The following is a 15,268-nucleotide window of genomic DNA, read 5'->3' as shown; positions in this document are numbered from 1 at the left end:
AGGAGTTCATCATGCTTAAGAAAACCGCGCAGGTTTTAACTTTACTCAGCCTTCTTTCCTTTGTGGCCTGTGTCACAGTAAATATCTACTTTCCGGCAGCCAAGGTGGAGCGAGCCGCTGAAGATATTGTAGAGGACGTTTACGGAACTGATATCAATCAGAAAAATACAGACGACCAGTCTGCTCTTGAAATTTTTATCGCCCTCGTAACACCGCAAGAGGCCCATGCCCAATCCGTATCCAAATCAGACATAGAAAGCCTGAATAAATCCAATTCAGCCATCCGCGGACTGAAAAAAAGCATCGCCGCAGACCACAAAAAACTGATTCCTTTCTATAATGCAGGCAACATAGGAATCAACAAAGAGGGCTATATTCAGATCATCAATAAAGACGGGTTAAACATAAAGCAGACCGCAAACCTGCGCCGATTGATTTCACAGGATAATAATACCCGTGAACAGCTCTACACCGAAGTTGCCGCCTCCATGAATATTCCCGGTAGCGAAATAGGCAAGGTAAAGGCCATCTTCGCCGAAAAATGGCAGCAGGGCGCACCTTCAGGCTGGTTCATCCAGACCGCAAACGGCAATTGGAAACAGAAGTAAAGCGTAGCCATGCCCTTTGATAACAGCTACGCCCGGCTGGACGAAAAATTCTACCAGCTCATAAATCCCACTCCGGTCAAGGACCCGCGAATCATTATGGTGAACCGGGAACTAGCCGGGGAAATGGATTTTCCCCTGCCGGAAACAGATTCCGAACTGGCACAGATGTTTTCCGGGAACAATCCCCCGCAGGGTTCACAACCGCTGGCCCAGGTATATGCCGGACACCAGTTCGGGAATTTCGTTCCCCGACTAGGGGACGGGCGCGCAGTGCTGCTGGGTGAATTCGTCAACAGCCACGGTCAGCGGTACGATATCCAGCTCAAAGGAGCCGGACAGACCCAATACTCCCGCAACGGGGACGGACGGTCGCCCCTTGGCCCGGTCATTCGTGAATATATTGTAAGTGAGGCCATGTACCGGCTTGGCATTCCCACTACGCGCGCTCTAGCTATGGTCAGCAGCGGTGAAAAAGTTTTTCGGGAACAGGAACTTCCCGGTGCTGTTTTCACAAGGGTCGCATCCAGTCACATCAGGATCGGCACCTTTGAATACTTTGCATCACGCAATGATCATGAAGGGATACGGACTCTGGCTGATTACGCTATTGAGAGGCATTACCCGGAGCTGAAAGAAGCTGAAAATCCATACGCGGCGTTTCTGGGAAAAGTCTGCTCGGCTCAGGCCAAACTGGTAGCAGGATGGATGCGGATAGGCTTTATCCACGGAGTCATGAATACCGACAATACAACCATTTCCGGGGAGACCATTGATTATGGTCCCTGCGCCTTCATGGACGGATACGATCCGGCTACCGTGTTCAGTTCCATTGACAGCTACGGCAGGTATGCCTATGGACGCCAGCCCTCTATTGCCCAGTGGAACCTTGCCGGGCTTGCCGGGTGCCTGTTGCCGCTGATCTATGATGATCCCGAGCAGGCAAAATCCCATGCGGAAGAAATAGTGCAAGGCTTCGGGGCCGAGTTCCGGCAGCACTATTTCACAGAAATGTGCAGTAAGATCGGACTGTCTGCGAATGAGCAGGGCCGCAAACTACTTGATGCGCTGCTGGCGATTATGCACGAAGCCAAAGCGGACTTCACCCAGACCTTCCATGGACTCAGCAAGGCTCTATCAGATGACCGAAAACCGGTGTTGGAGCGTTTTGCTGATCAGGATAAAATCACGGTCTGGCTGGATGACTGGGAAAAAGAACTGGCCCGGCAAAAAATAGATGCAACGACAGCAATAACGACAATGGGACGCGTCAACCCGGTTTTCATTCCCCGGAATCACCGTATAGAGCAGGCCATCACCGCAGCGGTTGAGCAAGACGATTTCAATCCAGCCAAAAAGCTGATCAAAATTCTCGCCAATCCCTACTTGGAACAACCGGAGAGCAGTGAATATATGGCTCCTCCGGAACCGGAAGAACGGGTATATCAAACTTTCTGCGGAACTTAAGCATAAGAAAAGGCCCTCAAACCAAACGGTTTGAGGGCCTTAAATTTATCAGCAATAAAACTAGAAATTAACTTGAACCTGTTCGGAATCACCATCACGGGCGGTGATTCTACCGATTTTCCATGAATTAAGTTTCATACCGGAAAGTCTGCTGAGCACATCTTCTTCACGGTCTTTGGGTACAACGAGGATGTAACCGATACCGGAGTTGAAAATCTGCAGCATTTCAGGCCAGCTCAGATCGCCCTGCTCCTTGAGCCATTTGAAAACGGGAGAAATTTCCCATGAATTAAAATCAATTTCAGCGGTAACCTGCTTGGGCAGGATACGGGGCAGGTTATCATAGAAACCGCCGCCGGTAACATGAACCATCCCCTTGATTTCAATATCACGGGAAAGGCTGTGAACCGCATCAACATAAATTCTGGTAGGGGTCAGCAGAGCTTCTCCGATTTTCTGATCAGTGCCGGGCAGCAGGTCATCCGCCTTGAGTCCGGACTCATCAAAAATCTTACGAACCAGAGAATAACCATTTGAATGAATACCGGAAGACTCCAGACCGATAATGGAATCACCGATAGTGATGGAAGAACCGTCAACGATCTTGGTGTTATCCACAATTCCTACGCAAAAACCGGAGAGGTCATACTCACCGTCAGCGTAAAAACCGGGCATCTCCGCGGTTTCACCGCCGAGCAACGCGCAGCCGGACTGCTTACATCCATCCACAATACCTGCGATTACTTCTTCTGCAACGCCGGATTCGAGTTTCCCCGTAGCAAAGTAATCGAGGAAAAAAAGCGGCTTGGCACCCTGAACAAGGATGTCGTTTACGCTCATAGCCACAAGATCAATACCGATGGTATCGTGCTTGTCCACGGCAAAAGCGAGTTTGAGCTTGGTTCCTACACCATCTGTACCGGAAACCAGTACAGGCTCGTCCATCTGGGTAAGATCGAGCTTGAACAGCCCGCCGAACCCGCCAATATCGGTGACCACACCTTTGGTGAAGGTGGAACCCACCATACCTTTAATGCGGCCTATAAAATCATTGGCCGCATCAATGTCAACACCGGCGGCCTTGTATGCATCAGAACGACTTGCCATAAATAATTTCTCCTAACAGTCTCTAAGAACGGACTGTATATGCTGAATCCTGCAAGAGTTCAAGGAACAACATTACCCATTTTTTAATAATGATAAATGAAAGGGTCCATAGTTTGCACAGGACTTAATAAGAGTTTATACTATGCCACGGAGAAATACCATGTACAAGAAATCTTTGCTCACGGTTTTAATTATTCTGGGAGTATTCCTGTGCGGCAACGCCGTAGCGGGCACAAAGTTTATCAACAAGGATACCGCCAAGGACCGCAAACCCATCCGCATGGGCACCGGAGGCGGCAACAAAAGCCATATAACTATTCAATCCGACAATAAATCAAACACCATAAGAGTCATTCCGAAACAAGATGACGAAGACAATGAGAGCCAGCAGCTGGGCCCCATTTTTGTCGTTCCTGAAATCAAACCATAGCATTTGCTAAGGAATAATATGCTCCATCCGGCCAGACTCTGGAAATCACTGAAAGACGATCAGGTACAATGTCGACTATGCAGCCATTTCTGTATAATTGACAATAACAAACATGGGAAATGCGGTGTACGGCAAAATGTTGACGGCCAACTCATGACCCGCACCTACGAACTGGTAGCCGCGATGAATGTGGACCCGGTGGAAAAAAAGCCGCTCTACCATTTTCTCCCCGGCACCAAAACTTTTTCACTGGGCACGCAGGGCTGTAACTTCGGCTGCACATTCTGCCAGAACGCTTCCCTCTCGCAGCACCCCAAAACAGGCAGGGAAATAACCGGACAAAAAGTCACCCCGGAAATTCTTGTGGAAGCGGCCATCGCCCATAATTGTGAATCCATATCGTACACTTATTCCGAGCCGACCATTTTTTTCGAGCTGATGCAGGATACAGCCCGTTTAGCGCGTAGAAAAGGGCTAAAAAACGTAATGGTTTCCAATGGCTTCCAAAGCCCGGAATGCATCGAGGAGCTGACAGGTCTAATTGATGCCGCAAACATTGATTTAAAGGCGTTTAATGACGATTTCTACAAAAAGATATGCTCGGGAAGGCTGAATCCTGTACTTGAAAACCTAAAGCACATGAAGAAAAACGGCTGGTGGGTGGAAGTAACCACCCTGCTCATTCCCGGTAAAAACGATTCCCCGGAAGAATTAAAACAGATGGCCGCTTTCATAAATGATAAACTGGGCTCGGAAGTTCCGTGGCATATTTCAAGATTTCACCCGGATTACAAAATGCAGGACTGCCCAATCACACCGATGAAAGCTCTGCAACTGGCAAGAAAAACAGGAAAAGCAGCAGGACTAGAATATGTCTACATCGGTAACGTACCGGGAGATGACAACACCTCCACCTTCTGCCCGGACTGTCATAAGGAACTGCTGAAACGATTCGGATTCGAAATGACCAACGCCGGCCTGAACAACGGCATGTGTAAGTATTGCGGATGCAAAATTGAAGGCTTATTCTAAGTGGTTAAATAAAATGTGAAATAAAAAATTAATGGCAAAATTAAAAAAAATTATATTTAGTTCTTGCCAACCAAATACAATTCAAGTACTTCCTCTTTCTGCACGAAACAAATCGGGGCATGGCGCAGTCTGGTAGCGCGCTTGCTTTGGGAGCAAGATGCCGGGTGTTCAAATCATCCTGCCCCGACCAGTAAATTCAAAGGCTTACAGCATTAATTGTTGTAAGCCTTTTTTTTTTGATATACACTTTGGTCTACATTTAGCTTTCTTTATGTAGTTATGCGGTTTCTTGACTGCCATTTGACTAAACTTGCCATATTCAAAACAAACCCCCGAATTTTAAAGAATAGTTTCTTTGACCGTGTTTTGACTCACCGCAACTGCTCATACCGCCGCTTATAAGTCAGCTTAGCTGCCACCAATTCATTGAATTTTCCGGCCGCAGTCTTGGCTAATTTCTCTGCTAATTTCGGAATCCTCGGATTATGATGAAATGTTCCCACGACCTCCCCCGTCTTATTGTCCTTGATGATCCAATCCAACCCGGATCGCTTCGCTGTATATCTGTTTGCTTCCATAATGTTTTCCTTAATATACCAGTTTAACGAACAATCATAACTATAATATATTCAATTATATTGACGGTTTACTAAAGAGAATATTAATCGCTAAATAATTATTAATACACATCGGATCTCAAAATTTAGATTTCAATTCCTACGGAGGTGGAGAATGTCGGATCAAAATTATCAAAAACGTGTATCGGATCTAATGTGCTCAAGCTGTGCATTGAAAGTTGTAATCGAAAAACTCTGGGATGAGGAGAAAAGCGGTGAGGCGTATATTTTAGAAAGGATTAAAAAATCTATAGATCGTAGCGCCGAAGATTTCGACGACCTCATATACTCGCAAAATAAAGAATCCCCAGCAAAACATTGACACCGAGGATTCTTATAGGGGGGCGGACTGATGTGGCCCGTACCCCTGTTAATTATATGAGTGAAGATTGAGTAAGCTTATTTCATCTGTTCGGCCATGCGAAACAAATCTCGTTTGCTCATACCCCGAACTTTTGCCCGGGACGCAATCCCTCGTTTAATGTCTGCGGGGCTAATTACCAGCCAAACTTTTTTATCTTCAAATGCTGACTTGTTCCACTTGTTAAGGTCAGCGAAGATATCCATCATTCTTTCTCTGTCATTATCACGAATAGCCCGGATCAGATTGTTGGAGAGATTAGCAAGCTTATCTTTCCGTAACTTACTAGATATGGATCTTGCCCGGTAGTTATTCCAATTCTTCGTGCTCTCCAAGGGTTGAAAGCCGAATCCCTTTTTAATCGCTTCACCAAGTTCAAGCTTGCGGGGGCCTATCTTACCCGGTTCATTGATTGGTCTACCTGAAAGTGATGTCTGACCTTCGGTGTACATCCGGTAAGCCTTCATCATGTTTTTAATAACAGTAGGGGCAGCTTCCTCAACTGCTCGATAATTATCTCCTGCACGACTGTACTTCGCTACTTTAGATGGCTTCATTAGCAAATCATAAGGGATGCCCAGAATTTCACCGATGTTCCCGGCGACAACAGATTCAGCGTCTGCTCCTGGTTCAATATGGCGGGCAAGCGGAACCTCAATGCCGAGGGAACCGCCCATACTGATCCCGGCCATAGCAGGAACGCCATAGCAAACTATATCTCTCGCAATATCGCTTTCAGGAAGCTTCTTGCGAACCTCTTCAGTCCAGTCGTCGTCATCTCCGGTTAATGCTTGAGTAATAGCCATAGCCGAATAGTAAAACGGCAACGCTGTTACACCGCCAAGGGATGCAGTGGCAAAAAGACTCTTACCAAAAGCTTTTGCTCCCTCCTTGCCCTGACTTCTGAGCATCCAGCCCCACAAAGAAAGCAGGTTGTGGGAGAATGTGCGGAACGTGTACATGGATGAACCGAGCCTACCGAGTGTAGAACTACGAAACGGCTGAGGGAGATTCGCCTTGCCATAAACAAAGTGCGCATCATTAACGAGTCCCTCGGCAAATTGCTTGCTCTGGTCATAGCTTGCCTTGTCGCCTTCCTTTAAACCGAGAGCGTCTTTTGTTTCCTGCCTCTTGAGCTGTCCGTCACGAGCAACACGGTACGCCGCGAGAGCCAATGTAGCCCGGTTGAAACGTTCAGCAATTGCCATGGGCATACCCATCCATTTAAGAGTTTTGTTCCAAGCCCGGGAGCCGGATATGCCGGAAACTTCACCCCGGATCTCGTCAAGGAAAGCTTCGGTTATAATGCCTTCCTTATACATATCATCAAGCAGTCGCTGTTCGTCCTTGGTAAGATTCTTTGATCCGGAGGCTGCTGAAACAATGCTGCTTGCAGCTGCATTAAAAATTTTAATGCTTCCTGCGTTTGTCTCCATACCCAGACGAGGAACACCGGTGATGATGTTCTGTGTCAGGTTGAGCGCAGCGGTTTTAATATTGCCGCCAAGATACCAAGCGAAAGCTAAGGACTTCACGTTGCCTACGGCCCGGTCAATGCTGTCTGAGTTACGCAACATATTTTGAACATAGGTCAAAGCGTACCGGTACAGCTTCGGATTCTTCCGGGCATTAATTTTGCCCACAGCGGCGGTCATTTCCTTACTGGCCTCCATCTTTGTCAGCCAGCCGGTCAACCCTGCTTTGTAATCATACAGAACTCTGCGAATGTCTTCGGTTTCATGTCCCGGAATATTCTTGCGTCCTATGGCATGACTACCCCAACCACGAGACTTGAGTACATCCGAAACCGCTTGAGTCAGCTTGTTGCGGATATCTCCGGCCTGATCAGGATCGGCAATTGATGAAGCGGCACTCGCTATCACCTGTTCCATGGCGTTGCTATCTATGGGCACCCCATAGACTTCTTCAGGAAGACGCTGATTCTTACCCTTATCCCAAGTGTGAACATCAGGATATTTTTCTTTTAATTCCTTAATTTTATCAGCAGCTATTGTGTTAGCACGCAATTTGTTGAGTGCGTCAAAATGTTCCCGGTAAACGCAGACACGCGCACCATTCCCATCATCGGCATAACCGGCTACATAATACTGTCCATACCGGTGATGCGGAAAGTAGTTCTGAATATGATTGATATTCTTTCTAAACTGATCCAGATCAGAATCTGAGATATCCGACATCTGGCGCATTGCATCATATGCCCGCAGGAAATCACTATCCAAAGACTTACGCACAGCAAGGAAAACCTTAGCGGCTTTCTTGGACATCCCCTGCCCTTTAAGCCATTTCTCAAACTGCTCATAAAATTCAGGGTTGGACTCAAGGACAGCACGTCCATTTTCGCGAACTTTCTTACCGTCCTTGTCCGTGGCAACAACAAACTTACTTTCAGTAATATCCTTGATCTTTTCACCGTCCAGCTTCCAGACCATATCAGAAATTTCCTGAAGCTCTTTTTTGTTAAGCCCGGTAAAGAAATCCTCTACCTCTGCCAGCGAATCACTGAACATAGCCGAACGTTTTTCCATGCGACCCAAATGGACTTCATATATTTTCTGGAACTCAGGAAACCGCTTTGCAATCCAATGGGGGAGTGAACCGACCTCCTGTAGGGCTGACAAATCCTTGTCATTCAGGAAGTTGCGGATTTCAGGTTCGTTAACTGTTTCAACTACCTGCTGAGCAGTCATTTCGCCACGAGAGAAACGCAGAGCATCACCGGGCAATACAGGCTTGACAATATCTTTTTCAGTTATTATTTTATTGTTGCCTCGTTTGAGCGGAACCTTGGGCAATTGTAGCCCGTTCGTCCTCGCCCAAGCGAGGCTTTTCTTTTTGTCTCTGTAAACAAGTCTCCCTTCTTCCATCTGCCGAGCGTACCAACTGGGCCACCTACCATACATGCTTGCCACTTTGTTAACTTTAACATGCTGGCTTTTTGTGTCGTAATGAACTGCTGCCATCACGGATTTTCTTCCCAGCTTAATCTCAGTGAGAAAAACAAAAGCGTCTGGCACTGTTGCGGATTTGAAAACCATTACAGGTGCTGCAAGCTGTCGCGGAAGCTGCTTGAGTGATTCAAGCGGTATCGCGTGATCCTCTCTATCCGACATGACTTTGGCAACGTCGCTTTGGACCATAACCATAGGGCGCGCAGGAATACCTAATTTCCTGAGTACGTCTGGGGTTTCGCCCAACTGTAAATCTTTACGACTATTGAATTTGCCTTTACTGAAATTATCAAGTTGCTGGCTCCACTCGTCTATATCCTCCTGAAGCTGTCTTCCGGCTTCAAGCTGCTCTTCTGTCGCATCCTTGGAGAAGGCAACCGCCGGATCAGCATCATAACTTAACTGTCCTGCAGGGCCGTGAACGGTCCAAGAAATAACGTCAGCTACAGTCTGCTCAATCTCCGCATAGGTCAGTGTGGCGTCCTTGGAAAAGCTCAACTGGTTCAGCCAACGACGGAACATAGCAACAATCTGTTGCCATATGCTTTTTTCGCGCCCACTAAGGGCTTCACCGGCTCCCACCTTTTCGCCAACATGAGCAAGGTATTCCTCAGCAGCCATCTGGCGGTCTTCGGCTTTATTAATATCCAAACCATAAAGATCGACGATGTTCTTATAGATTGAGGATTTCGCTGCACTAAGGTGGACCTTACTCAAAAACTGCTTCAAATCCTTCTCGCCAAAGAAGCCACGCAAGCCATGGTGGACCCCTTGTTCATGCATCCACAGTTGTACAGCCCGCTTTGAATTCGGGATGCTGTCAGCGACAATGTAGGTTTTCCCGTCATGGTACGCAGCTTCAAGTACCCCGCCGCCGGTCGCATTGAATTCATCCTGAATGTGCTGAGGCAGGTCTTCGACCGACTGCACAACCTCAGTGCGGCCAGCATTGACAGAGGCTGTTTCCAATTTGGAAATAACCTCTTTTACTTCGGCAACTGTAGAACCTTTAGCAGGATTGCTTTTGGAAAATGAAAACCGTGTTTTGTCTTCAAAGGCCCTCTGGGCCTCTTCAGGCGAGACAGGCTCCGCTCCGGGTAAAGCTGCTTGGTCTTTTTTATCTGCCACGGCCTTCTTGGCGTACTCGGTCCACATTCCCCTGAAAACGGTAGGCTTGGCGGACACAGCAGCCCGCGCCAACCTCTGCACAAGAGGGTTGGACTTGCTTGAATCTTCACCAAATAGAGTGGCTTGCCCAAAGTAAGTATCCAATGTTTCAGCCTTTGAAGCTCTGAACTTGACTACATGCTGCAGGGCATTTTTCAGAATGGGGGTAATATCCCAGTCTCCGCCTCTGTTTTTGACTTTGGAGGCAGCTGGGACTATGCGGTCCAATTTTTCCAGAATGCTATCTGGCAATCTATCGAGAGTGTCGAAATCATCAATGATGTGCCCACGAACAGCCAGCTCAACAAGACGCTTTCCTTCAGAGTTAAGCAGACCGGTGCCTTTAGAGAGCTTGCCAATTTGCGTAGATTCAAGAACCCCATCTGCAAGCAAAGAATCAATCAATTTTCGTGAGCTATTCGAATCAAGATAGGAGCGCAAGGTCGAGAAGTCTTCCAAAGCCTGAGCCAGAGTCGCCATAGACTGCTTGGAAATCATGCGACCCTTGGAAATACCCTCAGCAGTGGAGTCCAATCCCTGCATGCGTGACTGGTTATACAAACGGGCTTTGCGGGCCATGTCCTTACGGCTGATGCTGTCATCAATGGAACGGACAAGCACCGGCTGTCTGAATGAATTAACGTCGCTGGAGTCCAGCCCAAAGCTTTCCGCCTTACGCTTCAGGGCGTCGACATAGCTCCCGGCTTTATCGGGATAATTCTCGTAGGCATATTGGATGCTCATGGTCCGGGAGTTGCCGCCAAGGACAATACCGTCACTGGTGATGATAGGAGGGCCGTTTACAGCGTCAGGGTTATCAGACACGACAAAACGAGGATCAAGCTGTGACGCATTGGTCTTTACCTTGATCTGCTCGTTCTTATCAGAATGATAAGGCCGCTCCTGAACATCATCAGGATAGGCTTCATGTTTTTTGAATCCCTGAGTCGCTTGATGGGAAGGAATAAGGTCAGAAGCTTCACGCAATTCATAATGACCTGCGTCCTCGCCTTCGGAGTGGAGTACGCTTACTGCTGAACCTTGGGTACTTCGGTTGCTGTTCTGATTTTCTGATCCTGTTCCTTTTCCCTCTTCTGGTCCTTGATCGCCAGAAGAAGGTCGAGCCCGTCTTCCGCTGTCGCGTTCTCCCAGAACTCGTTTGTGTCTTCTTTCTGTATCTTGGTGTCGCTCATCTGAAACGGCTCCTATTGAGGTTGTTTCAGGGGATTTTACGCTTGTTTCGGCTGCATTGCCACCGGAAACAGCATCCGGCTTATCAATTACGACAAGTCTGGTTGCTACACCGGTAGGACGTTCCGAACTTTTGAAAGATCCTTCGGGCAATTTCTCAGACCAGCCCACAGTATTCAGCCATTCCCTGAAGTCGGTAGCGACTTTGTCCTTACCGAAGAACGGACCTTCAGACATGATAGCTACAACCCGACCACCAGGCTTGAGCAACTTGTAAGCATTCCTTACATGTTCAACGTCCTGCCGTTTCTCGAAAGGCGGGTTCATGATGATGCGGTCATATTCGCCGTCATGCTCAAGAAAATTCCGGCCAACAAGATTATGCTCTTTGGCTTCAAGAATCGTGCGCAGGTCCTGCACTGGTTCAATGGTTTCAAGGTTGGCTTCCGGCTCATCTTCCTTGATGAGGTCGGCAATATTGCCCTTGCCCGCACTGGGTTCAAGCACATCCATTCCCGGTTCAACCTCTGCTTCTTCAAGCATGCGCTCAACAATAGGCTTGGGAGTCGGGAAGTAGCCGTCTATCTTGCGACCAACAAGAGCACGTTCAGCCTCCTTGACCGGATCAGCCTTCATCTTTTTACCGCGGTAAGTGAGATATTCACGCAGAGCAACGCGCAGCTCGGCATCCGTGGTGATGCCCATGCGAGCCAGCCGGTCAAGATCAGCAACTTTGTCACGGACCTGCCAGCCTTTATATTTATCGCCGGACTGGTTGAACTTGGCAACCAGATCGCGGATTAACTTTTCATCATACAAACGGAAATTATAGACGGGATCATGGCGTCCTTGAACGCGCTTCGCTCTTTTGGCTCTGGCCCTGAGCATCAAGGCAAGCCGTTTACCACCCCGGATAGTTTCAACATCCTTTGCCATGTCGAGGATGACACCCCGGTCAAAGGTCAAACTGGGCAGTTTAGCCGCACTCATGTGTTCAGGGGTTGCCGTTGTCTTCTGGCTTTGCGAATAGCTTACATCATTGGCAGAATCGTGCTGCCGTTTTGCTATTCGGGTTAAAGATTCAAGCAACTCCACATGAGTCTTGGCCTTGATACCGGAAAGCATCTTGGCTTCACCGGACTCAATGGCATCAGCAAGATTCTCCATGGTCTGGGCGAACTGGATACTCTTTTGAGCCTGATCTTCAGCATATGCGGCTTGATTGGCTCTCCTCGCCGTGTTTGTTTTGCGCTCCTGCCCAAGGTTCTCCTCTGCGCTTTCACGCAAGGAGGAAGCCATTCCCCTCAGCTTAGAGACTGCCTTGTTTTGAGACTGATCCTCTTTCTGTTCAATAAGGTCGGTCTTGGAAATATCGCCATCCTGCAGCCCTATAAACTTGTCAGCGGCTTCCTTGGTCTTGAACTGGAAACCGGGGATAGCCCCTTTAGCCCGGTAGATTGAATAATAACCACCTAGCTGCTTGGCTTTATTCTTGAGTTCCTGAAAAACAGGCTTGTCTACTCGTTCAGCAAGTCCAACCACGAAGAGATCGTGTCCGTGCTTGGAATGAACGGTCTGCCCTTTGTATTCCATCTGGACGCTTTCAGACTGCACGGCTTTAACGGTAGCCTGCTGCTCTCGCTGGGCTTCCTTCTGCTTACCAGACTTCTCAGCTTGAAGCTCGTCCCAGCGCATATGTTGTTCAGTGGTAAGGGACTCAACTCCTTTAACACGGACAAAGAACTCATAGTCTTCATAGGTCTCGGGATTATCCAAAGCTTTCTGCTTACCCTTGATGTATTCATCCTGTTTGGCCCTGCGTTTGCTGTAAGCTTCAGCGTGGGCTTTCAAATCTTCATCGGTCACAGAATTAACTATGTCTTCCAGAGCCCGAACCTTACTCAAACCGTCAGCGGTCATCATGTAAGAAATAGGCTTACCCAGAGAAAAGGAATTGACCATGCTTTCATATGCAGCACGAACAAGAGTGTCCTTCTTGTCGCTCATGGTGTAGCGGAGGCCGGTCATAGACAGGAGCTTCTTCTTGGTCAGCTTGCTCAAGTCAGCAAGGATGGAATATTTGCCTTCCTGAACCTTCTTGAAGTTCTGCTTGAAGGTTTCAGAATCCACTTCGCCGCTATTCAGTTTGTCCATAAAATCGGCGTGGGATTCGCGGGAGTATGGGCCGGATTCGATTTGCTTATTTATGGAACCAACTGATTTAGATGGGCGCTTATATGCTAATGCCCTTTTTGTCTTCCCGTTCTTAACCCACCCCTTGAACTTTTCGGGAGACATTTCGGTGATAGCACCCAGACCGCTCCAGCCTTCTTCATAATTGGAGAGGTAGCCAGCACGGGCTTCCTGTTCGTTCTCAAATCCGGCCATGATTTTATGTTCATCAAAAGAACCGTCTTTATTAATCTGGTCGACCACGTAAACGGGCTTATTCTCCACCTGATCGGCTTCAACTCCGTCTTTGATGAAAAGGTCAAGGTGGTCCTTGTCTTTGCCAACAGTGCCCTTAATGTAGCCGTAATGGTGGTCCATCTGTACAGACCAATCTTTGCCTGAATCATCTTTACCGGAACGCTCGGAACCTGCAGGGTTCTCGATGGCAATGTCCATACCCAGAATGCGGGTGTGACCTTTCTTGTAATTCCCGGCTTCCTTCTGGGCCTGTGTTGGCTCAGGGAGGTTATTAACGGGGGAAGTGGCTGCTTCGTGTGCGGCCTGACCAAGGGAAGTTTCAACTACCTTGGCTTCGCCGGGAGCGACATAAGCTTCAGGCCCAGATAATGAAAATGTTTCCTCTACGGGAGTAGGCGCAAGGTGTTCATTTGTCTGAGGAGATAAAGAAAAAGATTCTTGAACAGGAGTCGGAGCCACTGGAGATTGCGGCTGAACAGAAAGGGTGTCGGCGTGGTCGAACCTTTCAAGAGGAGAGTTTTCACGTAGTGCGGTTTCCCTTTTAATGCCCTCCTCAATCTCAGGAGAAGGACGGAAGCGGTTACGCTCAATGATGTCGCTACGTAAGGCGGAAGGCACTGAATTCTGTTCATACTGAGCGTCAATAGCATTCATTAGCGGACTATCTGCCGGACCATTCTTCGCCTCTTCCTGTCGGTAATGCTGGCGCATTGCATCCAAGGGTAGGGCTCGTGCTGTGCCTTGGGAGAGGTTAAGAGCCTGAACAGGCTTCTCCTCCAGAGGTTCCAAACCCTCGTTCAGCAAGTCGGTGGGCTTGTCCTGAGGAATAGGCTTGTGCCTTCTGGAAAGCGTACTGGCTCCGGCAAAGCCAACACCTGAGAAAAGCGTCGGACGAATAGCTGACTTTGCAGCTTCCCACGGGCTTTGCTCTTCAAAACCTGCTTTGTTCCGTAGAGCTACTTCAGATGCAGACTGTGCCATTTCTGTAGGGACTTCGGAAGCCACGGTCTTAGCGTAGTTTGTAGCGAACAGCTTCAAACGATTGGTAGCAGCACTGGTGATGGGTTTGCCGACTTTCATCAAAACCATATCCAGAAAATTGGAAACCCCTTCAAGTCCGCCTTCTGCGACAGCCGAGGCTATAGCTTCTGGTCTCACATCTTCCCGATTAAGTCCGGCCTTTTCTGCTTCTTCCATAAACTGATCATATTCAGCCAGACCATAGATTGTACCACCGCTGGTAGCATATCCTGCGGCCATTCCCACTGGTCCGCCTATTACCCCTGCCACCATTCCCGGCGCACCGGCAACCATGCTGGCGGCACTCGACGCAGCTCCCTCGGTCATATCTCGGCGCAAAGGCTGATTCAAAGCCTGAAACGACGGCTGAAAATTTATATTTCTGAAATCCTGAACGGCTTTAATTCCATCATCAGTATCAAGACCCAGTGTTCGCCCGGCGCGGAGCAGAGTTTCAGGGGCATCCGCAAGTGCGCCACGAGTAAGGTTCAAAGCAACATCAGTAACCACATTCCGGTCAGGCCCCATAAATTCATGAGGTCCGCGGTTCTGGTCTTCTGCGTTGGTGATGGCTATTGCTGATTGTGCTTTTTCTTCCTCAGATAAACCGGGATCAAAGAAGCCTTTAATCGAATCAACAAAAGACTCTTCCGGGGCCTGCTGGATGGACTGACCGGACCCGGCAGGAAGATGGGAAGAAACAAACCGCCCACGCCTTGCGACCTGTTCGGCTTTGGGTAAAGAATAAAACTCATTGTCCACCAACTGACGGTCAAAAAAATTCCCGATTTTCTGAACCTTCACCTCTTCCGGAAGTGCTGAAAATTCAGGGTCAGTGTTCCATTTTGCGATTTCAGGATGTTGATGCATAT

The 15,268-nt window shown here is 48.3% G+C and carries 8 protein-coding genes and 1 tRNA gene; 6 read left to right on the top strand and 3 right to left on the bottom strand.

The window, feature by feature from the left end:
* Positions 1-11: 11 nt before the first annotated feature.
* Together ACKU35_RS07315 and ACKU35_RS07310 are read left to right on the top strand one after the other, a co-directional pair.
* Positions 12-608 (top strand): DUF1318 domain-containing protein, encoded by a 597-nt coding sequence (locus ACKU35_RS07315; RefSeq protein WP_319764557.1) that lies wholly within the window; start codon positions 12-14, stop codon positions 606-608.
* 9 nt (positions 609-617) lie between these two features.
* The gene (locus ACKU35_RS07310; protein ID WP_319764555.1) at positions 618-2,072 is read left to right on the top strand and encodes a protein adenylyltransferase SelO family protein; all 1,455 of its coding nucleotides are present in this window, start codon (positions 618-620) and stop codon (positions 2,070-2,072) included.
* Positions 2,073-2,132: 60 nt separating this feature from the next.
* On the opposite strand, the gene purM is transcribed toward ACKU35_RS07310, so the two are convergent.
* Positions 2,133-3,179, bottom strand: coding sequence for a phosphoribosylformylglycinamidine cyclo-ligase (purM, locus tag ACKU35_RS07305; RefSeq protein ID WP_319764553.1), 1,047 nt, complete (start codon positions 3,177-3,179; stop codon positions 2,133-2,135).
* 160 nt (positions 3,180-3,339) lie between these two features.
* Between purM and ACKU35_RS07300 the strand changes: the two genes are divergently transcribed.
* The 3 genes from ACKU35_RS07300 to ACKU35_RS07290 all read left to right on the top strand — a co-directional run bounded on the left by ACKU35_RS07300 (position 3,340) and on the right by ACKU35_RS07290 (position 4,831).
* On the top strand, positions 3,340-3,609 hold the full coding sequence (locus tag ACKU35_RS07300; protein ID WP_319764552.1) for a hypothetical protein: 270 nt from the start codon (positions 3,340-3,342) through the stop codon (positions 3,607-3,609).
* Positions 3,610-3,627: 18 nt separating this feature from the next.
* Positions 3,628-4,641, top strand: a complete 1,014-nt coding sequence (gene amrS, locus ACKU35_RS07295; protein ID WP_319764550.1) for an AmmeMemoRadiSam system radical SAM enzyme — start codon at positions 3,628-3,630, stop codon at positions 4,639-4,641.
* Positions 4,642-4,754: 113 nt separating this feature from the next.
* Positions 4,755-4,831: transfer RNA gene (locus ACKU35_RS07290), tRNA-Pro, on the top strand.
* Positions 4,832-5,012: 181 nt separating this feature from the next.
* On the opposite strand, the gene ACKU35_RS07285 is transcribed toward ACKU35_RS07290, so the two are convergent.
* Positions 5,013-5,219, bottom strand: coding sequence for a hypothetical protein (locus ACKU35_RS07285; protein WP_319764548.1), 207 nt, complete (start codon positions 5,217-5,219; stop codon positions 5,013-5,015).
* A gap of 154 nt (positions 5,220-5,373) precedes the next feature.
* Between ACKU35_RS07285 and ACKU35_RS07280 the strand changes: the two genes are divergently transcribed.
* Positions 5,374-5,580, top strand: coding sequence for a hypothetical protein (locus tag ACKU35_RS07280; protein ID WP_319764546.1), 207 nt, complete (start codon positions 5,374-5,376; stop codon positions 5,578-5,580).
* A gap of 77 nt (positions 5,581-5,657) precedes the next feature.
* On the opposite strand, the gene ACKU35_RS07275 is transcribed toward ACKU35_RS07280, so the two are convergent.
* Positions 5,658-15,266 carry a PLxRFG domain-containing protein gene (locus ACKU35_RS07275; RefSeq protein ID WP_319764544.1) on the bottom strand — a complete coding sequence of 3,203 codons (9,609 nt, stop codon included), beginning with the start codon at positions 15,264-15,266 and terminating at the stop codon, positions 5,658-5,660.
* Between the last annotated feature and the right edge of the window lie 2 nt (positions 15,267-15,268).

The organism is Maridesulfovibrio sp., from assembly GCF_963676065.1.
GTDB lineage: Bacteria > Desulfobacterota > Desulfovibrionia > Desulfovibrionales > Desulfovibrionaceae > Maridesulfovibrio.
Note: the sequence above shows the minus strand (reverse complement) of the source record. Positions and strands in the feature narration are given on the sequence as shown.